Origin of the sequence: Gillisella vitis (genome assembly GCF_021559775.1) — a bacterium.
Classification (GTDB): domain Bacteria; phylum Pseudomonadota; class Alphaproteobacteria; order Rhizobiales; family Rhizobiaceae; genus Allorhizobium; species Allorhizobium ampelinum.
Map to the genome: position 1 here is coordinate 337,399 of NZ_CP056048.1, position 22,447 is coordinate 359,845.

The 22,447-nt window shown below is 57.3% G+C and carries 20 protein-coding genes; 15 read left to right on the plus strand and 5 right to left on the minus strand.

Features of this window, described 5'->3' with window-relative positions; all coding sequences use genetic code 11:
• Positions 1-34: 34 nt before the first annotated feature.
• Positions 35-1,471, minus strand: a complete 1,437-nt coding sequence (locus AVCG78_RS18725) for an ROK family protein (RefSeq protein WP_071206831.1) — start codon at positions 1,469-1,471, stop codon at positions 35-37.
• 14 nt (positions 1,472-1,485) lie between these two features.
• Positions 1,486-2,400 (minus strand): tagatose-bisphosphate aldolase, encoded by a 915-nt coding sequence (locus AVCG78_RS18730; RefSeq protein ID WP_071206830.1) that lies wholly within the window; start codon positions 2,398-2,400, stop codon positions 1,486-1,488.
• A gap of 275 nt (positions 2,401-2,675) precedes the next feature.
• Between AVCG78_RS18730 and AVCG78_RS18735 the strand changes: the two genes are divergently transcribed.
• The 5 genes from AVCG78_RS18735 to AVCG78_RS18755 all read left to right on the plus strand — a co-directional run bounded on the left by AVCG78_RS18735 (position 2,676) and on the right by AVCG78_RS18755 (position 7,394).
• A complete protein-coding gene (locus tag AVCG78_RS18735) occupies positions 2,676-3,617 on the plus strand; it encodes a sugar-binding transcriptional regulator (protein ID WP_071206829.1) in 942 nt (313 codons plus the stop codon).
• A gap of 111 nt (positions 3,618-3,728) precedes the next feature.
• Complete coding sequence (locus AVCG78_RS18740; protein ID WP_071206828.1) at positions 3,729-4,718, plus strand: ABC transporter substrate-binding protein; 990 nt, start codon at positions 3,729-3,731, stop codon at positions 4,716-4,718.
• A 121-nt stretch (positions 4,719-4,839) separates the two neighbouring features.
• Positions 4,840-5,886, plus strand: coding sequence for an ABC transporter permease subunit (locus tag AVCG78_RS18745; RefSeq protein WP_071207248.1), 1,047 nt, complete (start codon positions 4,840-4,842; stop codon positions 5,884-5,886).
• Positions 5,876-6,625 carry an ATP-binding cassette domain-containing protein gene (locus AVCG78_RS18750; RefSeq protein ID WP_012653724.1) on the plus strand — a complete coding sequence of 250 codons (750 nt, stop codon included), beginning with the start codon at positions 5,876-5,878 and terminating at the stop codon, positions 6,623-6,625. Before AVCG78_RS18745 ends, AVCG78_RS18750 begins: the two co-directional genes overlap by 11 nt.
• A gap of 40 nt (positions 6,626-6,665) precedes the next feature.
• Positions 6,666-7,394, plus strand: a complete 729-nt coding sequence (locus AVCG78_RS18755; protein ID WP_071206827.1) for an SDR family oxidoreductase — start codon at positions 6,666-6,668, stop codon at positions 7,392-7,394.
• Here AVCG78_RS18755 and AVCG78_RS18760 read toward each other — a convergent pair.
• The 3 genes from AVCG78_RS18760 to AVCG78_RS18770 are packed head-to-tail and all read right to left on the minus strand — an operon-like array spanning position 7,381 to position 10,727.
• Positions 7,381-8,787: a M20/M25/M40 family metallo-hydrolase gene (locus AVCG78_RS18760; protein ID WP_071584481.1), complete on the minus strand. Its 1,407-nt coding sequence runs from the start codon at positions 8,785-8,787 to the stop codon at positions 7,381-7,383. The genes AVCG78_RS18755 and AVCG78_RS18760 overlap by 14 nt on opposite strands.
• 42 nt (positions 8,788-8,829) lie before the next feature.
• The gene (locus AVCG78_RS18765; RefSeq protein ID WP_071206825.1) at positions 8,830-10,002 is read right to left on the minus strand and encodes a PLP-dependent transferase; all 1,173 of its coding nucleotides are present in this window, start codon (positions 10,000-10,002) and stop codon (positions 8,830-8,832) included.
• On the minus strand, positions 9,999-10,727 hold the full coding sequence (locus AVCG78_RS18770) for a FadR/GntR family transcriptional regulator (RefSeq protein WP_071207246.1): 729 nt from the start codon (positions 10,725-10,727) through the stop codon (positions 9,999-10,001). Before AVCG78_RS18770 ends, AVCG78_RS18765 begins: the two co-directional genes overlap by 4 nt.
• 230 nt (positions 10,728-10,957) lie before the next feature.
• On the opposite strand from AVCG78_RS18770, the gene AVCG78_RS18775 reads away from it, so the two are divergent.
• The 10 genes from AVCG78_RS18775 to AVCG78_RS18820 all read left to right on the plus strand — a co-directional run bounded on the left by AVCG78_RS18775 (position 10,958) and on the right by AVCG78_RS18820 (position 22,416).
• On the plus strand, positions 10,958-12,577 hold the full coding sequence (locus AVCG78_RS18775) for an ABC transporter substrate-binding protein (protein ID WP_071206824.1): 1,620 nt from the start codon (positions 10,958-10,960) through the stop codon (positions 12,575-12,577).
• A 329-nt stretch (positions 12,578-12,906) separates the two neighbouring features.
• A complete protein-coding gene (locus AVCG78_RS18780; protein WP_071206823.1) occupies positions 12,907-13,986 on the plus strand; it encodes an ABC transporter permease in 1,080 nt (359 codons plus the stop codon).
• 8 nt (positions 13,987-13,994) lie between these two features.
• On the plus strand, positions 13,995-14,948 hold the full coding sequence (locus tag AVCG78_RS18785; RefSeq protein WP_012653731.1) for an ABC transporter permease: 954 nt from the start codon (positions 13,995-13,997) through the stop codon (positions 14,946-14,948).
• Positions 14,920-15,972 carry an ABC transporter ATP-binding protein gene (locus AVCG78_RS18790; protein ID WP_071584480.1) on the plus strand — a complete coding sequence of 351 codons (1,053 nt, stop codon included), beginning with the start codon at positions 14,920-14,922 and terminating at the stop codon, positions 15,970-15,972. The genes AVCG78_RS18785 and AVCG78_RS18790 overlap by 29 nt, the downstream gene beginning before the upstream one ends.
• Positions 15,969-16,943 (plus strand): ABC transporter ATP-binding protein, encoded by a 975-nt coding sequence (locus tag AVCG78_RS18795; protein WP_071206821.1) that lies wholly within the window; start codon positions 15,969-15,971, stop codon positions 16,941-16,943. Before AVCG78_RS18790 ends, AVCG78_RS18795 begins: the two co-directional genes overlap by 4 nt.
• A gap of 20 nt (positions 16,944-16,963) precedes the next feature.
• Positions 16,964-18,109: a M24 family metallopeptidase gene (locus AVCG78_RS18800; protein WP_071206820.1), complete on the plus strand. Its 1,146-nt coding sequence runs from the start codon at positions 16,964-16,966 to the stop codon at positions 18,107-18,109.
• 116 nt (positions 18,110-18,225) lie between these two features.
• Complete coding sequence (locus AVCG78_RS18805; RefSeq protein ID WP_071206819.1) at positions 18,226-18,942, plus strand: FadR/GntR family transcriptional regulator; 717 nt, start codon at positions 18,226-18,228, stop codon at positions 18,940-18,942.
• A 51-nt stretch (positions 18,943-18,993) separates the two neighbouring features.
• Positions 18,994-20,502 carry an ABC transporter substrate-binding protein gene (locus AVCG78_RS18810; protein WP_071206818.1) on the plus strand — a complete coding sequence of 503 codons (1,509 nt, stop codon included), beginning with the start codon at positions 18,994-18,996 and terminating at the stop codon, positions 20,500-20,502.
• A 100-nt stretch (positions 20,503-20,602) separates the two neighbouring features.
• Positions 20,603-21,550: an ABC transporter permease gene (locus AVCG78_RS18815; RefSeq protein ID WP_012653737.1), complete on the plus strand. Its 948-nt coding sequence runs from the start codon at positions 20,603-20,605 to the stop codon at positions 21,548-21,550.
• Complete coding sequence (locus tag AVCG78_RS18820; RefSeq protein ID WP_071206817.1) at positions 21,547-22,416, plus strand: ABC transporter permease; 870 nt, start codon at positions 21,547-21,549, stop codon at positions 22,414-22,416. The genes AVCG78_RS18815 and AVCG78_RS18820 overlap by 4 nt, the downstream gene beginning before the upstream one ends.
• Positions 22,417-22,447: the final 31 nt, after the last annotated feature.

The window sequence follows — 22,447 nt, forward strand, 5'->3', positions numbered from 1 at the left end:
TATAAGGCGCTTAAGCCAGAGGCTTTTGACGTCCTTAGTTTTCAAAGGCCTTCACCATCCAATCCAGGATGGCTTTGGCGTCCTTTGGTTGTGTCGTGTCGATATCCAGAACCGGAGCAAGCCCGATGGGTTCCGCACGCTGCGCGAGTTCGATAAGTTCCGGGATATAGGATGCGCCGGGATGTCCGGGAAGGCGGTTTTCAAGCCTTGATCTATAGCGCTCGCCTATCGTTTCTGTGGGGGCGTGGCACCAGAGTTCAACGATCTGCGTGATGCCAGCCATCGCGATATGCTCTTTCAGAACATCTGCTGGCTGAAATCCAAACCAGGCATCGACGATGAAGGTGGTTCCCGGTGCGGCATCGCGGATGATGGAGAAAATCGACTTGTAGCTCGCGCGTCCCAGGAGGCGATTGAAGGGGCGGTCGACATCGTCAATCAATTCCAGAAAAGGGTTTTTGATCTCATCCAGGCTCAACACCTGCCAGCCGGTTTCACGGGCGATTTTATGGGAGATCGCGCTTTTGCCGGAGGCGGGTACGCCGTTTACCATGACCAGTCTCTTGCCATGGGCAGGTTTGCCAGGATGATCGGCGTTGAGGAGGTCAAAGGCGGCCAGCCCGCACCCGATGACACCGGCATCGTCATCGAGGCGCGCTCCCCTGATATCCGCTTCATACCAGGTCTCGCTGCGAGGCAGAAAATTGAGGGCGGCTAACGCTGCCTTGCCCATGCCTCCACCCAGCAGAACCACGTCCGGGTCGAAGGCGGCGGAGAGCGTGTTGATGGCTGACTTCAGGGGCGCGGCCCATGCTGTCATCACCTGCAATGCAACCTTATCTCCTGATTCCGCAAAAGCCAGGATGGCTTCAAATCGTGTTTCAGGTGCGTAGCCTGCCTCGCGGAGATGACGTTGCAAGGCGGTTCCCGAGGATTCCGTTTCAATACAGCCGCGTTGACCGCAGGGACATGGCTGGCCATGGAGATTGACGACAAGATGGCCCAATTGGCCAGCGCATCGTCTGCCATTGACGATCCGGCCATTTTCCATGACGGCGCCGCCAATCCCGGTTCCGATGGTCAGCATGACAGAACTGTTCATGCCCCGCGCAGCACCCACGCGGGCCTCGCCGATCAGGGCCATGCTGCAATCATTTGCAACGGTCACGGGACGACCTGATGTTGCTGACATCTCAGACTGGAGATCACAGCCGGATAGATTCAGAAATCCACCCGATATGATCTCTCCTGTCCATCCATCGACACGGCCGGGTATTCCTATTCCAATCGCCGTGGCGCGCTCCCCATCCATCTCGTGGATCAGGCTCTTTATAAGAGTGACAGCCTTGGAGGGGTCGCGGCTGCCTGTAACCGACGTCTTACGGATGATTTCGCCTTTCGGCGAAATCTGTGCCGCACGCATGTTGGTTCCGCCGACGTCGATGCCGATAGAAAACAATGGAAGAGACATGACATCCGCCGATCTTACGCCGCAACTCTCTGCTTGTTGCGATAGCGCCCGATAATGTCTTGAATATCATGCAATCGGGACACGGCAATTGTCGAAAGCTTCTCTTTCGAGATATTTCGGTCGAGGTCGATGCAGTCTTTCCAAAGGGAGCGGCCAGCGATGACGCCGGAGGCCCCGTTCTTCATGGCCGCCTCGACCTGGAGAAGGAATGTTTCATGGTCGACACCCGCCGAAAGAACGGCCCAAGGGACGTCTCCGGCAACCTTCGTGACTTCGGCGCAGGCTTTTTCAGAGCCAGGATAAGGAATTTTCAGAACTTTGGACCCCAGTTCCAGGCAGGCGCGTGAGCCTTCGACGATAAGCTGCGGAATCTTGGCCTGATAGTCTTCACGGCTTTCACCTTCAAGCTGGTAGGTCAGGAACTCGACGACCAGAAGAAAGTCCTCGCGGGCGAAATCCTCAATGGTCCTCTTCAGGGTTTCAAGGTTTGCAACATTGGCCGCCGGGGTATCCATTCGCAGATAGACCATGATTTTGCCACCGGTGGCGCCAAGAGCGCGAACGCGCCGCGCATCGACACCTTCCACCATCTTGGAAATGCGATAGCCTTCTGGTGACGTGTCCCATCCGGAGGCATCGATACCGATCAGAAGTGCCGTATCCCTGGGAAGGATATCGTTATCGATCAACCCGGGCACCGCACAGACCGGGTCTACGAGCACGCAGCCGGCATGAGAGGCCAGATAGCGTGCAATGTCAGCCTTGGTTTCTCCAAGAATATCATTGCCGATTTTCGCTTGTTCTTCCGGGGTCGCGGCAAGAATGGATCGCATACCGCCGCGCTGATCACATGCAATAACCATCATAGATCCGCTACCGTTGCAAATTTGATGGTATCCGCGTCTTTCTGCCGTTGTCATTGCCGTCATGTGTCCACTCCGAAAGAAATTGCAGGCAAAAGCGGACAGCGCAAAGCTTTAGCCATGCGCGAGCCCTCCTGCGTCAGGTGATTTGATGATGCCTTGAAAGTCGCAGGGCCATGGACGTCATAGGGCCTGGGAAGTCACAGGGAAGGGCGCCGTATTGCATTGAGTCCGGAGCCGTTTCAGTGTAGCCTTCCCGTTTCGTGTAACACATTTCAGAAAGGAATTGCAAGCTGCTTCCGCAAACTTCACAGGATACGGCGTCCCGGGCGACATTGCATATGGTCGCAAAGCTGCATTACGAAGCGGAAATGTCTCAGGTTGAGATCGCGCGCAAGCTTGGAATCTCGACCGCGACCGTCTCCCGTTTGCTTCAACGGGCCAGGGTGCTTGGGATCGTCAAGATCGAGGTGCTTGACCTTGTCTCGCCCGCCGGTCTAACCCAGGAATTGATTGAGGCGCTGTCCCTGAAGAGGGCGGCGGTGATCGATACGCCATCGACAGGTGTTCTGGGTGCGCTGGCAAAGCCATTGGGCGATCTGCTCAAGGAAGAAGGTCTGGCCGCAGGGTCGGTCATCGGCATCGGTTGGGGTCGTGCCATACGTGAGGTTATTGCCGCTGGCTTGCCGCGTATTCCTGGCATTATCGCCGTTGCGTTGAACGGTGGTCTCCAGCAATCAGCGCCGCATTTCCAGATTAGCGAATTTGTCCGCCAGGCCGCCGATCAGTTGGGTGGCAGCGCCCATTTTCTACATGCGCCTTATCTTTCTTCAGCCGAATTGAAGGATGCCTTTCTTGCTGATGCATTCGTGCAGGAAACGACGAAGCTTTGGGATCGCCTGGATTGCGCGATTGTCGGCATAGGGCTGCCGCATGCTATCAATCCGCCTGAGGCGAGTGCTGCGACAGTGAATGAGCGCGCCATTGGAGGCGCGGTTGGTGACGTCATCAGGCACTATGTCGATATCAACGGCAAGCTTTTGTCCTGGGATGGGGAAGAGCGAATGATTGCGGCATCCAGCCAGCAGCTTTGCAAAGCCAAACTGTCTATCGGTGTGGCCGCGACCGTTGAAAAAGCGGCTGGAATCATCGGTGCTGTTCGCTCCGGAATGATCAATTCCCTGGTCACCGATGCCAATACCTGCATCGCAATTCTCAATCTTCTCCAGCAAGATGCGCCCTCCCAGGCGGCGGAAAAACAAATAAAAGCGAAAAAGAAATAAGTTTCTGAAAAAAATTTCTTGACGGCAGACTGAAAACGGCGTGATGATGCTGTCGTGAATTGAATGCTTAATTCACGGGAGATGACTGTTTCGATTTGGGAGGAGAGAAACATGGAACGTCGGCGTTTTCTTCAATCTGCGACCGCGCTTGCCTTGTCCGCACCGGCTGTTCTGGCGGTTACGCGTGCTCAGGCCGAAAATAAAAAATTCAGAATTGCGCTGATTCCGGGTCTGACGACCGACGCGTTTTATATCACGATGCATAAGGGCGCAGAAGCAGCAGCAGCTGCCATTGGCGCACAGATTATTTTTCAAGGCGCTCCAGATTTCAACCCTGTGACACAGGTTCCGGTTCTTGATGCGGTCATTGCGAAAAAGCCGGATGCCATTCTCATCGCACCAACCGATACCACACAGCTGGTGCAGCCGTTGAAAAAGGCAGCGGATGCGGGCATTCCGCTGATCACGGTCGATACATTCATCGGGACAGGTGACTATCAAACGGGTGCAGGGGACGGGGACTTTCCGTTGTCCTATATCGCATCGGACAATGTTCTGGGCGGCGAAATTGCAGCGCGCTCTCTGGCGTCGGCCATTGGGGACAAGGGAAAGGTCTACGTCTCCAACGTCAAGCCAGGAGTCTCGACAACGGACCAGCGAGAGCAAGGGTTCAAATCCGAGATGGCCAAACATCCCGGCATCACGGTTCTCGAAACGCAGTTCAATGACAATGACGCTAACAAGGCCGCATCTCAGCTCCAGGCGGTCTATGCCCGCAATCCAGATTTGGCCGGTGTATTTGGTGCCAATCTCTTTTCCGGGCTTGGATCGGCGAACGGTGTCCAGCAGGCTGGCCAATCCGGCGCAATCAAGGTTGTGGCTTTCGATGCGCCAGGGTCAGTGGTGGATAATCTGAAATCCGGCCTTATCGATTTTGCAATCGCCCAGCATCCTGCGGAAATCGGCTATTACGGGGTGATCTCCGCCTATGCGCACCTGACCGGGCAGTCCATCCCAACCAAGATTGGGACTGGCTTTACTGTCATCAACAGAAGCAACGTGACTGATCCAGCCGTCGCTCGGTTCATCTACGCTGAATAGACCTCCACGGCCTCGTTAAAACGTCAGCCAAGGCTGACCGGACGCCAGGATAAGGCTTCCGAGTCCCTTCATTGACAGCTGACCAGAACTCAGGATGGAATTCATGCTGGAAAACCAGACCATGGCGCCCGAGAACACCCACGCCGTCGCACCTCAGGCAGACCACGCCGACGTTACCAAGACGATCGTGCAGCGTATCGCTCAGTTGCGGGCGTGGGTCTTTCTGGCTGCCCTTATTGTGATCTTCGAGATTTGGGCGCAGACAGATTTTGGAGGGACGTTCGTTGGTTCACCTTTCAATTGGCAATCCGTTGCGGTCTTTGCCGTTGCGCCCCTTCTGTTGGCAATCGGCCAGACCTTCGTCATCATCTCTGGCGGCATCGATCTTTCCGCAGGTTTCATCATGGGGCTTGCGGCGGTTGTCGCTGCCCATGCCACCAATTATTTCGGGGTTTTCATGCCTTTGCCGGCTGCCATGGTATGCGGCATCCTCGTCGCCATCCTCGCCGCGACTATTCCAGGCATTATCAACGGGCTGCTGATCTCCAGGCTCAACGTACCCCCCTTTATCGGCACGCTCGGCATGTTCGGCGTTGCCAGAGGAGCGGCTTTCCTTCTTGCCGGAGGAACAACGGTACCCGTCAAAAACTCCTATTTCGCAGCGCTTGGGAATGGACGGATAGAAGGTATCCCTTATCTCGTTCTGGTGACCGCCGTTTTCGTGCTGTTGATGCATTACATTCTCAGCCAGACACGGTTTGGGCAGCATAATTATGCGATTGGCGCCAATGCCCAGGCCTCACGCCGGGCAGGCATCGATATCAAAGGCCATATCTTGCGGCTTTATATCCTGTCCTCGGTCTGCGCGGGTCTTGGCGGCGCATTATACGCCGCGCGTTTCACGGCAGGCGCTGCCCAGGCCGGGGAACCCTTGCTTCTCGACAGCGTAGCGGCCGTGGTGATTGGCGGTGCCAGCCTGTTTGGCGGCTCGGGAACAATCATCGGAACGGTGGCGGGAGCCCTGGTCATCGCGGTCATCCAGTATGGCCTGGTCTTCATGAATGTTGAGCCATTCTGGCAATTCATTGCCGTTGGCGTCGTCATCATCATTTCCGTTCTTATCGACCAGGCGCAACGCCGCTTCAGTGGAGTCAAACATGCTGAGTAATGTCGCACCCCTTCTGGAAGTCCGTAATTTTTCCCGGTATTTCGGCGCTGTGAAAGCTCTTGATAATTGCTCGCTAACCGTCGGTGCCGGTGAAGTCGTGGCCTTGGCCGGAGACAATGGCGCCGGAAAGACCACCATGATCAAGGCGATCTCGGGTGTCTATTCGCCCACGTCGGGCGAAATTCTGATCGATGGCTCCCCGGTTGCTTTTTCCTCGCCGCAGGATGCGCGGGAAAAAGGGATTGAGACGATCTATCAGGACTTGGCGCTTGCCGATAATCTTTCCATCGGTGCCAATATTTTCCTCGGACGCGAACCCATGAAACGCGCTTTTGGCTTTATTCCGGTCCTTGACCGGAAGGCGATGGCCAAAGCCGCAGCTGATACGATGGCTCTCCTCGACTTCCATGTGAAGCGACTGGATGCCCCGGTCAGCAATTTTTCGGGCGGGCAGCGCCAGGCGGTGGCAATCGGTCGGGCCGTTTACTGGAATGCCAAGATCCTGATCATGGACGAACCGACAGCAGCGTTGGGCGTGCCGGAGCAGCGTAAGGTTGTTGCGCTGATCAAATCCCTGAAAGCCCAAGGTAGGGGCGTTATTTTCATCTCCCATAATTTGCAGGACATATTCGCGGTATCGGACCGTATCGTTGTCCTGAGACGGGGTGTTGTCGCGGGAACGCGCAATATTGCCGATACCAACCACGACGAAGTCGTCAAGCTGATGATTGGTGGCTAATCCTAGAAGTCAGCAAGCAAATCAACGCGGGATTATACTCATGTGGGAACTTGATGGGAAAGCAATCCTCGTCACTGGTGCCAGCGGTGGAATCGGTGGCGCGACAGTGACGAAGCTGAAAGACGCCGGGGCCAAGGTCTATGCGGCCGGAAGGTCACGAGACGAGCTTGAAAAGCTGGCCGCGCAAACCGGTTGTGAAACGTTGATTTTCGATCTCACCTCGGAGGACGAAATTCGCAGGGCAATAGAGGGTTTACCATTGTGGGGGGTGGTGAACTGTGGTGGCTTTGGCGGCGAAATCGCCACCCCGCAGGAAACCGACATTTCTATCTTCGACAAAGCCATTGCCATCAATGTGAGAGGCGCGCTTCTCGTCACCAAATACGCATCGCGCTCAATGATCAAAGAAGGCAAGGGCGGGTCGATCGTCAATGTCTCGAGCCAGGCAGCACTGGCAGCATTGCCGGGCCATGTCTCCTATGCGTCTTCCAAAGCGGCACTGGACAGCATTACCCGTGTCAGCGCGCTTGAGCTTGGCAAATACAAAATTCGGGTCAATAGCGTCAATCCCACGGTGGTTATGACGGAGATGTCCGCATTTTATTGGGGTCGCGCGGAGATAGGCGAACCCTTCCTGCAAAAAATGCCGTTGGGACGATGGGCGACCGTCGATGACATCGCAAAGCCGATCCGCTTCTTGTTGAGTGAGGAGGCGTCAATGATCACCGGTGTCTCTCTCCCAATTGACGGTGGCTTTACAGCCTGTTGATCGCCTCATCGCTCAGGCCGTGCAAGATCCGCACCCAGGATCTGGTGCCTTTGTGAAAAGAGGTGAGGTTGTATTTTTCATTGGGCGAGTGAACGCAGTCATCGTCCAGCGAAAAGCCTACCAACAAGGAGTCCATGCCGAGCATGGACTGAAAGCTGCCGACAATCGGGATCGATCCGCCGCCGCCGACAACAATGGCGGGCTTTGGCCATTCCTGTGAAAGAGCCGCCTTGGCCGTAGCGAGGATCGGCGAGTCATAGGGCAATTGAATGGCAGGCGAGGCTCCTTCGGCGTGAAATTCAACCCGGCAATCCCTAGGTAACTTTGAGGTTACATAGGCGCGAAAACTGTCGCGGATTTTTTGCGGGTCCTGTTTTCCCACCAGACGGAAGGATACCTTGGCCATGGCCTCGGCAGCAATCACGGTCTTGAAGCCCTTGCCAGTATAGCCGCCGGACATGCCGTTGATCTCGGCGGTCGGGCGGGCCCAGAGCAATTCCAGAACGCTACGGCCTTTTTCGCCGGAGGGTACGGAAAGGCCGATATCCGTTAGGAATGATGGTTGGGTCTTCTCCAGATCCGCCCAGACGGCCTTGATATCGGGCGGTGTTTCTTCAACGCCATCGTAAAAGCCGGGCAGGGTCACGGCACCGGTTTCATCATGCAGGCCAGCCATGATGTCGCTCAGGACATGCAACGGATTGGCTGCGACGCCACCATATCCGCCCGAATGGAGGTCGCGGCTGGCGGCCTTGATGGTGATTTCCTCACCGACCAGACCACGAAGGCTGGCGCAGATCGCCGGTGTTTGCGTGTCCCACATGCCGGTGTCGCAGACCATGGCAAAATCGGCCCTTAACTCCTGGGCATTGGCCTCGAGAAAAGGCTGAAGCGACGGCGATCCTGATTCTTCCTCGCCTTCGAAGAGAATGGTCACACGCACCGGCAGCCCACCCTTGATGTCCTTGAAGGCGCGCAAAGCTTCGATGAAGGTCAGGAGCTGTCCCTTGTCATCCGAGGTACCGCGTCCGGTGATGATCTTTTCTCCGGTTGAACCGTCAAGAATGGCTGGGTCGAACGGGTCGTTTTGCCATAAGTTCAGCGGGTCCACCGGCTGAACATCGTAATGGCCGTAGAACAGTACATGCGGGCAGTCCGCGCGCTGCCCCTCATGATGAGCAACCACCATCGGATGGCCTGACGTGTCGCGCACGGATGCGGCAAAGCCCAATCCGCTCAGATAGGTCGCCAGGAAATCCGCAGCCTTGCGGCAATGCCGGCTATAGGCCGGATCGGTGGAAATCGAGGGGATACGCACCAGATCGAACAGTGTTTCCAGACTGGAGGGCAGATTGTCATCGACACGGGCGAGCACGGTATCAATTTCGGTCATGGGCAGATTTCCAGTCGGTCATGGGATGGATGTTTGCAAAGATCAGTCTGTTCGGGCCGCCGCCATCGCCGCCTGCAAATCGCTCCACAGCGCCTCGGTCCCCTCAAGCCCGACATGGAGACGCACAGACAGCGGATCGACGCCGAAGGCATCCGCGAAACTCGGCGGCGCTTTCTGGTTGGCCACCACATCGCCGGGGACGACAAGGCTTTCATGACCACCCCAGCTGACGCCCAGTTTGAACAGCTGCAAATGGTCACAGAAGGTTTGAATATGGATGACATCCTTGAAGATGAAGGAAAACAGCCCGGACGTGCCATGCAGGCCCGGCGGCAAGACATTGTTCAGCGCCGGATGGCAGACTTTTTCGACGATATCGAGCGCCTGCAAGCGATGGGCAATCTCCAGCGCTGAGGCCTCATGCGCCTTCATGCGGATTGGCAATGTGCGCATACCCCGGATCAGCAGCCAGGCATCGAAGGGAGATAGTTTTCCACCGAGATAAGGCAGCGTTTCATTGCGGATACGATTGATCAGCTCCTTGGGACCCGCCACCACACCGGCGACAACATCGCTGTGACCGCCGAGATATTTCGAGGCCGAATGCAGGACGAGATCGACGCCGAGCGATAATGGCTTCTGGAACACCGGGCTTGCCCAGCTGTTGTCAATCACCGACAACACGCCGTGCTGTTTGGCAAGAGCGGCCAGCGCGCCGACATCATGGGCGTCCATCACCCAACTGGTGGGGCTTTCCAGATAGAGAAGCTTTGCGCCCGGAAGCGCCTTGGCCACGGCATCCTCATCGCGGCCATCGACATAAGTCACCTCGATGCGCATGCGCTTCAGCATGGTCTCAAAGAACCTGTAGGCATCGGGATAGAGGTGGCGAACGGCAACGATCCGATCTCCCGGCTCGATAAAGCTCAGGACGGTCGAGGATATCGTCGCCATGCCACTGGCAAAGGCCAGCGCATCCTCGGCACCTTCCAGCCGTGCCAGCATCTCCTCGAAAATCCGCACCGTGGGGTTTAGCCCGCGTGAATAAACCGGTCGAAGTTTTTCACCGCGATAGGTCGCGACCATCTCGTCATAGTCGCTGAAGGTGAACAGCGACGTCTGCACAATCGGTGGCACCACCGCATCATAAGCATTGGCCTCATCATGCGCCGTGATCAGCGATGCCTGTTGCAGATAATCGAGAGCGTCGCTCATTTGGACATTTCCTTGATGTCTTCTTCCACCACGGCAAGAATTTTGAGGGTTTCACGGCGCGCACCTTCACTGTCCTGGTCAGCAATGGCGCTGAACAAGGTGCGATGAAAGGGGAAGGAGCGGCGGGCAAAATCGGGCCTATCGAACGGCTTATGCCAGAATCGCTCGAAGGCTTCGCGCATCTGTTCCAGAAGCTGTTTGAACAGCGGGTTATGCGTGGCATCGTAGATCGCCACATGGAAGGCTAGATCTTCCTTGCCGGATGTGCCCTTGGCCAGATGTACCCGCTCCATTTCATCAAGCTTTTCCTCGATGATCCGCAGATCGTCTTCCGTTCGGCGCATCGCGGCCAAGGCTCCGGCCTCAACCTCAATGCCGCGTCGGACTTCCAAGGTTTGCAAAAGAGCGTCGCGTAAATTCACCGTCTCCAGCATCAGCGGCATGTGGACCGTCGCAGCACTTACGGGCTGCAAAAGATAGGTACCGCTGCCTTTTCGGGTCTCCACCACGCCCAAGGCCTGAAACCGCCCGATCACTTCACGCACTGTTGAACGGCCAACACCGAGCGCGTTCATCAATTCGCGTTCCGTCGGCAGGCGATCTCCACGCTTGAGACCGGCCTTGTTGATATAGCCGACCATGGCCCCACTTACCTGCTGGACACGGTCCAGCGGTGGCAGTGCGGCGATATGCTGGGTGTCGTTCAGCGCGTTTCCGGTGCGCATCGTCATTGATATTTCTTCCTCCTGCCGACCGCTTGACAATTGGTCTGACATCTTAGCAGTATGCCGCCCACGAACAATGTCAAGGCGACCGAAGGGGCATTTGGTCTACTCCAAAAACTGAATTTCATCGTCGCGGATACGGCGGAAGAAATGAAAACAATAATTTATCCGCACACATAAAAAATGAGGGTGCCGCAAAGGCGCGAACAAACAAACTGGGGATTAAAGGCATGAAATTTCGTTTATTCGGCGGAGCTGTGGCCGTGTCGGTTGCTGCTTTGCTCACCAGCCCGGCTGTTGCTTTTGAAGGCAGAAGCGTTGTGGCGCCCGATTGCAATTATGGTGGCAAGATCAAGTCCATCGTGGCGACCGATGAGCACACGGTGACCTTCTCCATGTGCTCGCCCGATCCGGCCTTCAAAGCCAAGGCGGCCTTCGTACCCTTCGGTATCCAGCCCGCCAAGCATATCGAAGAAGCTGGACCGAAGAAGAAGCTGCTCGACAATCCGATCGGCACTGGACCCTTCAAACTGGAAAGCTGGAATCGCGGCGATTCCATCACCATGACCCGCAACGAGAATTACTGGGGTGCCAAACCGGCTTTCGACAAGCTGGTGTTTCGCTGGAACCAGTCCGGCGCGGGCCGCCTGAATGAGTTGCGCTCCGGCACGGTCGATGAAATCACCAATATCAGCCCTGATGATTTCGACAGCGTCAAGAACGATCCGGACCTGCAATTCCTGCCGCAGGAAAGCCCGAACATTCTCTATCTCGGCATGGTCAACACCGCCAAGCCCTTCGACAATGAGAAGGTGCGTCAGGCGATTGCCATGGGCATCGATCGCCAGCGCATCGTCGATAATTTCTATCCAAAAGGTTCGGTCGTCGCCAGCCATTTCACGCCCTGTTCGCTGCCCAATGGCTGCGCTGGCAAGGATTGGTACGGGTTTGATGCGAGCGCGGCTAAAAAACTGCTGGCCGATGCCGGATACCCGAATGGGTTCAAGACCAAGATCTACTACCGCGATGTGTTCCGCGCTTACCTGCCGGAACCAAGCGTCGTGGCTGTCGAATTCCAGACACAGCTGAAGAAAAATCTCGGCATCGATGCGGAAGTGGTTCCGATTGAATCGGGTAAATTCATTGATGATACCTCCGCTGGCCGGATCGATGGGCTCTATCTGCTGGGTTGGGGGGCTGACTATCCGCATGTCACCAACTTCCTCGATTATCACTTCGGCAAGACATCGAAAATGTTCGGCACCACCTTCCCGGAAATTACCGAGGGGTTGACCAAAGGCGGAACGATTGCCGAGACAAAGACCGCCGAACCGATCTATGCGGCCGTCAACGATGCCATCCGCCAGCATGTGCCGATGGTGCCGATTGTCCATGGCGCCGCCGCCTATGCTGCACGGGCGACCTTGAAGAATGCCATCGTCCGCCCCTTTGGCTCGCCGTTGTTGCAGGATTCCAATCCGGGCAAGGATACGCTGGTCTTCATGCAGAATGCCGAGCCGATCAGCCTCTATTGCGGCGATGAAACGGATGGCGAAACGCTGAATGCCTGCACGCCGATTACGGAAGCGCTGCTGGATTACGCAAAGGACAGCGGCGATATTGTTCCCGCTCTGGCCACCAGCTGTGATGCCAATGGGGATTCGACCGTTTGGACCTGCAAGCTGCGGACCGGCGTGAAATTCACCGACGGCTCTGATTTTACCGCCAATGACGTGGTGGTATCCTGGGCGGCGGGCATTGATGCATCCAATCCGGCCCATGTCGGCAATACCGGCTCCTTCGACTATTTCTCCTCCCTCTGGGGCGGGTTGATGAACGCCAAGAAGTAAACGTGAGGATTTCGGCGCTTCGGGCTAGGCGTAAATGTCTGGCCCGGCGTGTCTGACGGGGTCGTTTTTATACGTGGCTACCCCCTCTGGCTTGCCAGCCATCTCCCCCTCACGGGGGGAGATCAGGGTGAGTTAGATCATCCATTTCCTCGAACACGCAGAAAATTTTGATGCGTGAGATTTCGAGCAAAGGGTAAACTCCAAAGCGACCTCCCCCCTTGAGGGGGAGATGCCCGGCAGGGCAGAGGGGGGTATCCTGGCGCAGCCGCCTGTTGATGACACCTGACCAAACCAAACGGCGCTGTAAAATCTGGTAATGAGGACCTGCGATGCTTGGATATGCAGCCAAACGCCTGCTGATTTCCATCCCGGTGATTTTCGGCATTCTGATCGTGACCTTCGCGCTTGCCCGGTTAATTCCTGGCGATCCCTGCAAGGCCATGCTGGGAGAAAAAGCCACCGCCGAGACTTGCGCTGGTTTCATCACGCGCTACGGCTTCGATAAGCCGCTGCCAACGCAGTTTTTCATTTATATGGGCGATATGCTGCGGGGTGATTTCGGCACATCGGTACGCTTCTCGCGGCCTGTGACGCAGATCATTATCGAGCGCCTGCCGATGACCGCCGAGCTTGCCGTGCTGGCGCTGATCACCGCGACCATTATCGGTGTCGGGCTCGGGGTTATTGCCGCCCGTCGTCATAATTCAGCAGCCGATGTCGGCACCATGATCGTTGCCAATGCCGGCATTTCCATGCCGGTGTTCTGGCTGGGGTTGATGCTGGCCTATCTGTTCGGGGTGATGCTGCGCGGCACGCCCTTCTGGCTGCCGCCATCCGGGCGGCTTTCCGCCGGTGTCAATTCCATTCCCTTTTACGAGGTCTGGCACTGGCAATTGGCGGCGGAGAGCGGCTGGAGCAAGGTGCTCGAATTCTTCTCCAACTTTTATATTCTGAACGCCTTGATCACCGGCAATTGGACGGTGTTCTGGGATGCCATACGCCACATGATCTTGCCGGTCATGGCGCTCTCCACCATCCCGATGGCGGTGATTGCCCGCATGACCCGCTCCTCGCTGCTGGATGTGCTGGGGCGTGATTATGTCCGCACCGCCCGCGCCAAGGGCGTGCCAGAAAAACGTGTGGTCAGCGAACATGCGCTGGGCAATGCGCTGTTGCCGGTTGTCACCATTCTGGGCTTGCAAATGGGCGCCCTGCTCAGTGGCGCCGTGTTGACCGAAACTGTTTTTGGCCTGTCCGGCGTGGGGCGTATGCTGGTTGAGGCGATTTTTGCGCGGGACTATCCAGTCGTGCAGGCCTTCACGGTGATGATTGCCGTGTCCTACGTGGCTATCAACCTGCTGGTGGACCTTTCCTACACCTATCTCGATCCTCGCATTCGCCCACAATAGGACAGTTCATGACGCGCTTGAATAGTGTATCGGCCAGTGCAGCAGAGGCCATTCTCGAAGATGGCCTGATTGGTGAACCGGTCGCCCAATGGCGGAGAACCTGGGGACGGCTGCTCAGACTGCGCTCCGGGCAGGTCGGCTTGTTCATCATTGGCATGCTGATCCTGATTGCCATTTTCGCACCGGTTCTTGCTCCTTATGATCCCGATCAGGTGTTGATCGGTGTCGAGCAGGTCAAGCGCCGCGAGCCGCCCTGTGTGCATCTGCTTGGATGTGACGCCAGCCGTCCGCAGCATATCATGGGTATCGATGGCAATGCCCGTGATTCCTTCTCGCGTATTCTCTATGGTACGCGCGTCAGTCTGGTCATTGGGCTGACCACCGTTACCTGCGCGCTGTTCTTTGGCGTTCTACTGGGGGCGATTGCCGGGTATTTCCGGGGTTGGGTGGACAATATCATCATGCGGATCATGGATGTGATCCTCGGCTTTCCGTCTTTGCTGCTGGCGATTGCCATCGTTGCGGTTCTGGGACCGGGCATTCGCAATGCATTGCTGGCTATCTCCATCGTCTCGGTTCCCGCCTATGCCCGCGTCACCCGTGCCAGTGTTCTGTCGGTGAAAACCTTCGATTTTGTCGCGGCTACGCGGGTGCTGGGTGGCAGCAAGTGGCGCATCCTGTTTCAAAGAGTGCTGCCCAATGCCATCACGCCGATTGTGGTGCTGGCAACGCTTGGAGTGGCCACCGCCATTCTCGATGCCGCCGGTCTCAGCTTCCTTGGCCTTGGCGCACAGCCGCCAACGCCGGAATGGGGGACGATGCTGGGGGCTGCCCGCAACGAGATCTTTTCCGCGCCGCATCTGGTGTTCTTTCCTGGCCTTGCCATCATGCTGACCGTGCTTGGCTTCAACCTTCTCGGAGACGGGCTGCGTGATGCCCTTGATCCGCGGCTCCATACGTGAGGACAGCATGACCCGGCCTATTCTGGAGATCCGCGATCTCACCACCCATTTCCAAACCCGATCCGGCACCGCCCGCGCCGTCGATAAGGTTTCGCTGTCGCTGGAGGCGGGACAAACGCTCTGCGTTGTCGGCGAGAGCGGCTGCGGCAAATCGATCACCGCGCTGAGCATCATGGGGCTGGTGCCTTATCCCGGCAAAATCATCGGCGGCGAAGTGCTGCTGGATGGAGCCGATCTGCGCAGCATGTCGCCGATGGACCTCAGCAAGGTGCGCGGCAACCGGATTTCGATGATCTTTCAAGATCCGTCGTCCTCGCTCAATCCGGTCCATACCGTCGGGCGGCAGATTGCCGAGGCTTACCGCCTGCATAAAAACATGGGCAAGCAGGAGGCGGAAGTGGCAGCAATCGCCATGCTGAAAGCCGTCGGCATTCCCGATCCCCAACGACGTATGAAGGCCTATCCGCATGAAATGTCCGGTGGCATGGCGCAGCGGGTGATGATTGCCATGGCGCTGGCCTGCCAGCCGGAAGTGTTGATTGCCGATGAGCCGACCACCGCGCTGGATGTGACCATTCAGGCGCAAATTCTGGATTTGATGCGCGATTTGCAGCGTGATTTCGGCACCGCTATCATTCTGATCACCCATGATCTCGGTGTGGTTGCCGAAATGGCCGATCATGTCGCCGTGATGTATGCGGGGCAGGTGGTTGAGCTTGCCGATGTCCGAACACTGTTCAAGTCGCCCAAGCATCCCTACACGCAAGCGCTTTTGCGCTCAGTGCCGGTGCTGGGCGAATCTCCTGATATGCTGGAAGTCATCGATGGTCGTGTGCCGCAATTGACCCATCTGCCGCAGGGCTGTCTGTTCGCGCCGCGTTGCACAGCCCGGCGCGAGGCCAATGAACCGCGCTGTCTGACCGATGTTCCTGCACTGACCGAAATCCACAAGGCCCATCACTGTCGATGCTGGCTGACCGAACCGGCGACGCTTGCCGGTGAACAAGAGGTACAGCCCGCATGAGCGCCCTGATCGAAATGAACGGCATCAAAATGGCTTTCGCCGTGACCGGTGGGGCTTTCCAGCGGGTGAAAGGCTATGTCAACGCCGTCAATGATGTCAGCCTGACGATTGAGCGTGGCCGCACTCTGGGCGTGGTGGGCGAAAGCGGCTGCGGAAAATCCACACTGGCCCGTATCGTGGTGGGTCTGTTTGCGCCGACCGCAGGCGAAATCATCTTTGATGAAAAGCAGATTGCCGGACCCGGCATGGGCGTTGATTTTGCCTCCAGCCGCCGCATCCAGATTGTCTTTCAAGACCCCTATTCCTCGCTGGATCCACGGCTGCCGATTGGTGACTCCATTGCCGAAGGCCTGGTCATCCATGGCATTGGTGACAAGGCCAGTCGTCGCAAGGCGGTTGCCGATATGCTGGAACTGGTCGGCCTGCCGCCGCAGGCTGCGGACCGCTATCCGCATGAGTTTTCAGGCGGTCAGCGCCAGCGTATCGGCATCGCCCGCGCCCTCATTCTCCAGCCGGAATTTCTGGTGTGTGATGAGCCAACCTCTGCACTGGATGTGTCGGTACAGGCGCAAATCCTCAATCTTTTGAAGCGGCTGAAAACCCAGCTCAACCTGACCATGATGTTCATTTCCCACAATCTGGCCGTGGTGCGCCACATCGCCGATGACGTGGTGGTGATGTATCTCGGCCATGCGGTGGAACTTGGTCCGGTGGAAGCGCTGTTTACCAATCCGCGCCATCCCTACACCAAGGCGCTTCTCTCCGCGACGCTGATTGCCGATCCAGACCGACGCGGCGAGCGGATCAAGCTGGTTGGCGAAATGCCATCCCCGCTCAATCCACCCACGGGCTGTCCCTTCCATCCTCGTTGCACACTGGCCAACGACCGCTGCAAGGCGGAGATGCCGCTGATGACCATGACGGACACGGTCAGGGTTGCCTGTCATGCCGTTGAAGAAGGTCGGGCTTAAATTCACCAAGGAAGCAGACTATGTCCCCACCTCTATCAGCCCCGAAAATCTCTATGGAAGAGCGCGTTCTGCGATTAGAGACCCTGCGCAAGACCATGGCGGAGCAGAATATTGGCGCAGTGCTGATCGGCTCCACCGAGAGCCTGCGCTATTTCACCGGGCTGGTCTGGCATGGCAGCGAGCGGCTTGTGGGTGCGGTGATTACGGCATCGGATCTCGTTTATGTGGTGCCGGGCTTTGAGCGCAGCCGGGTGGAGACATTGCCGCATCTTCCCGGCGACATCAGGGTGTGGGAAGAAGATGAAAGCAGCGCCGCCCTTGTCGCGTCCGTCCTGCCTCTCGCGAGCATCCTTGCCGTGGACGATTCCGTACCGCTTTTCGTCTACAATGCGCTCAAGCGCGAAATCACGGCAGATCGGCTGATCGATGGCGGACCGTTGTTGCGCGGTCAACGCCTGCGAAAATCCGCTACAGAAATCGCCATCATCCAATATGCGATGAACCTGACACTGGATGTGCAGCGCAAAGCCCACGCCATGATCCGCCCCGGCATTGCGGCATCCGAAGTGGTGCGTTTTATTGATGACGAACACCGACGCCTAGGCGCCAGCAACGGCTCCACCTTCTGCATCGTCTCCTTTGGCGAGACCACGTCCCTGCCGCATGGGGCCGATGGCGAGCAATATTACCAGCCGGGCGATGTGGTGCTGGTCGATACCGGTTGCCGCATTGATGGCTATAACTCCGACATCACCCGCACCTATATGCTGGAGGAGCCAACAGCCGAGTTTGCCCGCATCTGGGATATCGAGCGGGCAGCGCAGCAAGCTGTTTTTGATGCGGCCCGGATTGGCGCGACCTGTGGTAGCCTGGATGATGCCGCCCGCGACGTGCTGACCCGCCACGGCCTCGGCCCGGATTACCAGCTTCCCGGACTGCCCCATCGCGCCGGTCATGGTCTTGGCCTTGAGGGACATGAGGAGCCCTATATCGTGCGCGGCAATACTGTCCGTCTTGAAGAGGGAATGTGCTTTTCCTGCGAACCGATGATTGTCCTGCCCGGACAATTTGGCCTGCGTCTGGAAGACATCATTTACATGACCTCCGATGGGCCGAAATGGTTTACCCAGCCCGCCAAGGGGCCGACGGAGCCTTGGTCAGGATAAGGACAGTATCTGTCTGCCTAAAATAAAAGCAGCATGAAAAAATATGCAGAGTCGGATTGACTCATCTCTTCGTTCGTCTGAGTATGAACCAATTATCAATTGGTTCGAACCAATGCATGATTGACGATCACGACAATTCCAATCTCGCCCTCAACAAATTGCGTGAACTGCTGAGCTCTGGCCGGTTCAGTGCAGGCGAGAAACTGCCGACAGAGCGGTCATTGTGCGAGGAACTTTGTCTTGGCCGCCGTTCCGTTCGCCGGGCCCTTGAGGTTCTGGAAGCAGAAGGGCTAATCTGGCGGCGGCAGGGTTCCGGCACGTTTGCCGGTGCGCGCCCTGACGCATTTGATGACTATGTCGGTGCCTTGGTTGCTGGAACCGATCCGTTGGAAGTCATGGAAGTGCGTCTCCGGCTTGAGCCGCAACTGGCGCAGTTGGCGGCTCTGCGTGCCAATGCGACAGATGTGCAGGCCATGTATGATCTTGTCGCAAAGATCGGCGCCAGCAAGGATGCCGATGGGCGGGAGCTTTGGGATGGGGCGCTGCATCGAAAGATTGCCCAATGCGCTGGTAACAGCCTTTTCCTGGCGCTGTTCGATGTGATGAACCGGACGCGGCAGGACCCGGCCTGGCAGAATATTCGTGAACAGGCGCGGGCGTTTGCGCAAACACGCCCTGTCACCCATGGCCAGCATCTCGCCATTATCGACCGTATTGCCTCGCGCGACCCGATCGGAGCCGGCGAAGCCATGCGGGTCCACCTTCTCACCCTGCAAGAGAGCCTGATCCGCATCACGTCGATTGATACCGCCGTCCAACTCGCAGAGGCATGACGGCTGAGAACCGCCTATCATCAGCATAAAAACAACAATGAGGGGAATGGCATGAAACTGAACAGAATATTGACCGCGCTGCTCGTCATCGCCGCTTTTGCCGCACCTGTTGTGGCCGCAGACCTCAAAATCGGGTTGTCGGAAGACCCCGATGTTCTCGATCCCGCGCAGTCGCGCACGTTCGTGGGACGTATCGTTTATACGGCCATGTGCGACAAACTGGTCGATGTCTCGCCCGACCTGAAGATCATCCCGCAGCTTGCCACCGGCTGGGCCTGGAGCGAAGGCGGCAAGGTTTTGACCATGACGCTGCGCCAGGGCGTGAAGTTTCACGACGAAACACCCTTCAACGCGGAAGCGGTTGTCGCCACCATCCAGCGCAACATGACCATGCCGGAATCGCGGCGCAAGAGCGAGCTTGCCTCGGTTGAAAAGGTCGAGGCTATCGGCAGCGATACGGTGAAATTCACCCTCAAGGCCCCGGATTCGACCCTGCTAGCACAATTGTCAGATCGGGCCGGGATGATCGTCTCGCCCAAGGCCGCCAAGGAATTGGGCGCTAATTTCGGCAGCCATCCCGTCTGCGCCGGGCCGTTCAAATTCGTCGAGCGGGTGCAGCAGGACCGGATCGTGCTGGAGAAATTTGCCGATTACTGGAACAAGGATCAGGTCTTCATCAACAAGCTCACCTATCTGCCGATTGTCGATAGCACGGTGCGCCTCGCCAATTTGCGCTCCGGCGATCTCGACATGATCGAGCGGGTGGCGCCGACCGATGCCGCCTCCATCAAGTCCGATGGTAAGCTGGACTTTGAACAGGCGGTCGGTGTCGGTTACATGGCGATGTATGTTAATATCGGCAATGGTCCTCGCGCCAATAACCCGCTTGGCAAGGACAAGCGCCTGCGTCAGGCCTTCTCGCTGGCCATCGATCGCGAAGCACTGAATCAGATCGTCTTTGAGGGGACGGCTCTGGCGGGCAATCAGCCATTTCCGCCGGTGAGCCCCTGGTATGACAAGCGGATTCCCGTGCCTGCCCGCGATGTCGAAAAGGCGAAAGCCCTGATCAAAGCCGCTGGCTTTGACCGGGTGCCGATTGAACTCCAGGTGTCCAACAGCGCGACTGTGTTGCAGATGATGCAGGTCGTGCAATCGATGGTCTCTGGGGCAGGTTTTGACGTGACGCTGAAGACGATGGAATTTGCCACTATGCTCAACGAGCAAACGGCTGGAAATTACCAGATCAGCCGCTCGGATTGGTCCGGGCGCGTGGACCCGGATGGCAATCTGCATCAGTTCGTCACCTGCAAGGGTGGCATCAACGATACCAAATATTGCAATCCCGCCGTCGATACGCTGTTGAACGAAGCGCGGCAATCCACCGACGACGCCGTGCGCAAGCAGAAATATGATGCGGCTGATGAAATCCTGAACGATGATTTGCCGATCATCTATCTCGGTCATCAGTCCTGGCTCTGGGCGTCCAGCAAGAAGATCACCGGTTTTGTGCCGTCACCGGATGGAATGATCCGCCTGACGGGCATGCAAAAGGCCAATTGAACTGACCTTTTCGCCCTGATGAACCTGTCACGGAAGCGATCTGTTGTCAGGCGGCAGGTCCGCCGCCTGACACGAATGTCTCATTCATTCGGAGACCGTCATGCCCACTTTCCTTGCCCGGCGCCTGTTGCTGGCCATACCGACGCTGCTGATCATTTCTGTCTTCGTTTTTTCGCTGCAAAAGCTTTTGCCGGGTGATCCGGTGCTGATCATGGCGGGAGAAGACCGCGATCCCGCTGTGATGGAAAGCCTGCGCGAGAAATACCACCTGAATGATCCGATGCCCGTTCAATATGTAATGTGGCTTGGCGCCGCGCTGAAGGGTGATCTCGGCATGTCATTGCGGACCAACCAGCCCGTGCTGGAACTGATCGGCGAGAAACTGCCCGTCACCTGCCAACTGGCCATCATGTCGATGATCTTTGCTCTCACCCTCGGCATTCCCCTCGGCATTCTGGCCGCGGTCAAGAAGAATACGCTGATCGATTACCTGGCTAGCGTGGTGGCGCTATCTGGCCTGTCGATCCCGAATTTCTGGCTCGGCATAATGCTCATTCTTCTGGTTTCGGTCCGGCTCGGCTGGCTGCCGGCCTCCGGTTATCAACCGTTCTTCTCCGACCCATGGATGTCGATGAAAACCATGCTGATGCCGTCTTTCGTGCTCGGCAATGCCTTGGCAGCATCGATCATGCGCCACACGCGCTCGGCCATGCTAGGGGTTCTCAGTTCGGATTATGTGCGTACCGCTCGCGCCAAGGGCATGCCCGAACGTTCGGTCATCTTGTCTCACAGTTTTCGCAATGCTGTTTTGCCCATCGTCACCCTGACCGCCTTGCTGTTTGGCGAATTGCTGGCCGGTGCGGTGCTGACGGAGCAGATTTTCACCATTCCCGGCTTTGGCAAGCTGATCGTCGATGCGGTGTTCAATCGCGACTATGCCGTCGTACAGGGCGTCGTGCTCTGCACCGCCATCGGCTTCATCCTGATGAACCTGATGGCCGATTGTCTCTATCTTCTTCTCAATCCTCGGATGAGGGCCAGCCTATGACCGCCATGAGTGGGGCCGCAACCGCCCCGTCCCACCAATCCGGCAGAGGCTGGCGAAAATTGAAAGCCAACAAGGCGGCGTTGGTTGGCCTTGGCATCATCCTGTTCTTTCTGGTGGTGGCGCTGCTGGCGCCGCTGCTGCCCATCGCCGATCCCTTGGCATCGAGCTGGTCAGCCATTCGCAAGGCACCGTCGATTGCCCACCCGTTCGGCACGGATGATCTTGGCCGCGATATCATGTCCAGGATGATCTGGGGGGCGCGGGCTTCGCTGGCCGCAGGGATTTTTTCCGTGGCGATTGCCACCATCCTCGGTGTTCCCCTTGGCATCCTCTCCGGTTATTTCGGCGGCTGGATCGATATGGTCATTTCCCGCGTCACCGAGGCCTTCCTGGCAATGCCTTTTCTGATCATGGCCATCGCTCTTGCCGCCTTTCTTGGGCCAAGCCTGACCAATGCGATGATCGCCATCGGCCTTTCGGCACTGCCAACTTTCATCCGGTTGAGCCGAGGTCAGGTTTTGGCCGTCAAGACGGAGGATTATGTGGAGGGCGCCCGCTCCATTGGCCTTGGACATGTTGCAATCATGAGCCGTTACATCTTTCCCAATATCCTGGCGCCGGTTCTGGTGCAGGCAACGCTGACGGTCGCCACTGCGATCATCGCTGAAGCCAGCCTGTCTTTTCTGGGGCTTGGACAGCAGCCGCCAGCGCCCAGCTGGGGCTCGATGCTGAATGTCGCCAAGAATTTCCTCAGTCAGGCGCCGTGGATGGCCATTTGGCCGGGCGGTGCGATTTTTCTCGTCGTCATTGGGTTCAATCTCCTGGGGGACGGGCTGCGTGACGTTCTCGATCCGCGCTCGTCCTGACGCAAACAGCTAAGATACATCATCATTTCAA

Bases quoted from the DNA above. Each gene is read 5' to 3' on its own strand.
- AVCG78_RS18780 (WP_071206823.1), top strand. From the start codon at position 12,907: ATGCTTGGATATGCAGCCAAACGCCTGCTGATTTCCATCCCGGTGATT.
- AVCG78_RS18820 (WP_071206817.1), top strand. From the start codon at position 21,547: ATGACCGCCATGAGTGGGGCCGCAACCGCCCCGTCCCACCAATCCGGC.
- AVCG78_RS18805 (WP_071206819.1), top strand. From the start codon at position 18,226: ATGATTGACGATCACGACAATTCCAATCTCGCCCTCAACAAATTGCGT.
- AVCG78_RS18770 (WP_071207246.1), bottom strand. From the start codon at position 10,727: ATGCGCACCGGAAACGCGCTGAACGACACCCAGCATATCGCCGCACTG.
- AVCG78_RS18800 (WP_071206820.1), top strand. From the start codon at position 16,964: ATGTCCCCACCTCTATCAGCCCCGAAAATCTCTATGGAAGAGCGCGTT.
- AVCG78_RS18740 (WP_071206828.1), top strand. From the start codon at position 3,729: ATGGAACGTCGGCGTTTTCTTCAATCTGCGACCGCGCTTGCCTTGTCC.
- AVCG78_RS18795 (WP_071206821.1), top strand. From the start codon at position 15,969: ATGAGCGCCCTGATCGAAATGAACGGCATCAAAATGGCTTTCGCCGTG.
- AVCG78_RS18790 (WP_071584480.1), top strand. From the start codon at position 14,920: ATGCCCTTGATCCGCGGCTCCATACGTGAGGACAGCATGACCCGGCCT.
- AVCG78_RS18745 (WP_071207248.1), top strand. From the start codon at position 4,840: ATGGCGCCCGAGAACACCCACGCCGTCGCACCTCAGGCAGACCACGCC.
- AVCG78_RS18725 (WP_071206831.1), bottom strand. From the start codon at position 1,471: ATGTCTCTTCCATTGTTTTCTATCGGCATCGACGTCGGCGGAACCAAC.
- AVCG78_RS18760 (WP_071584481.1), bottom strand. From the start codon at position 8,787: ATGACCGAAATTGATACCGTGCTCGCCCGTGTCGATGACAATCTGCCC.
- AVCG78_RS18785 (WP_012653731.1), top strand. From the start codon at position 13,995: ATGACGCGCTTGAATAGTGTATCGGCCAGTGCAGCAGAGGCCATTCTC.
- AVCG78_RS18750 (WP_012653724.1), top strand. From the start codon at position 5,876: ATGCTGAGTAATGTCGCACCCCTTCTGGAAGTCCGTAATTTTTCCCGG.
- AVCG78_RS18775 (WP_071206824.1), top strand. From the start codon at position 10,958: ATGAAATTTCGTTTATTCGGCGGAGCTGTGGCCGTGTCGGTTGCTGCT.
- AVCG78_RS18815 (WP_012653737.1), top strand. From the start codon at position 20,603: ATGCCCACTTTCCTTGCCCGGCGCCTGTTGCTGGCCATACCGACGCTG.
- AVCG78_RS18730 (WP_071206830.1), bottom strand. From the start codon at position 2,400: ATGACGGCAATGACAACGGCAGAAAGACGCGGATACCATCAAATTTGC.
- AVCG78_RS18810 (WP_071206818.1), top strand. From the start codon at position 18,994: ATGAAACTGAACAGAATATTGACCGCGCTGCTCGTCATCGCCGCTTTT.
- AVCG78_RS18735 (WP_071206829.1), top strand. From the start codon at position 2,676: ATGGTCGCAAAGCTGCATTACGAAGCGGAAATGTCTCAGGTTGAGATC.
- AVCG78_RS18765 (WP_071206825.1), bottom strand. From the start codon at position 10,002: ATGAGCGACGCTCTCGATTATCTGCAACAGGCATCGCTGATCACGGCG.
- AVCG78_RS18755 (WP_071206827.1), top strand. From the start codon at position 6,666: ATGTGGGAACTTGATGGGAAAGCAATCCTCGTCACTGGTGCCAGCGGT.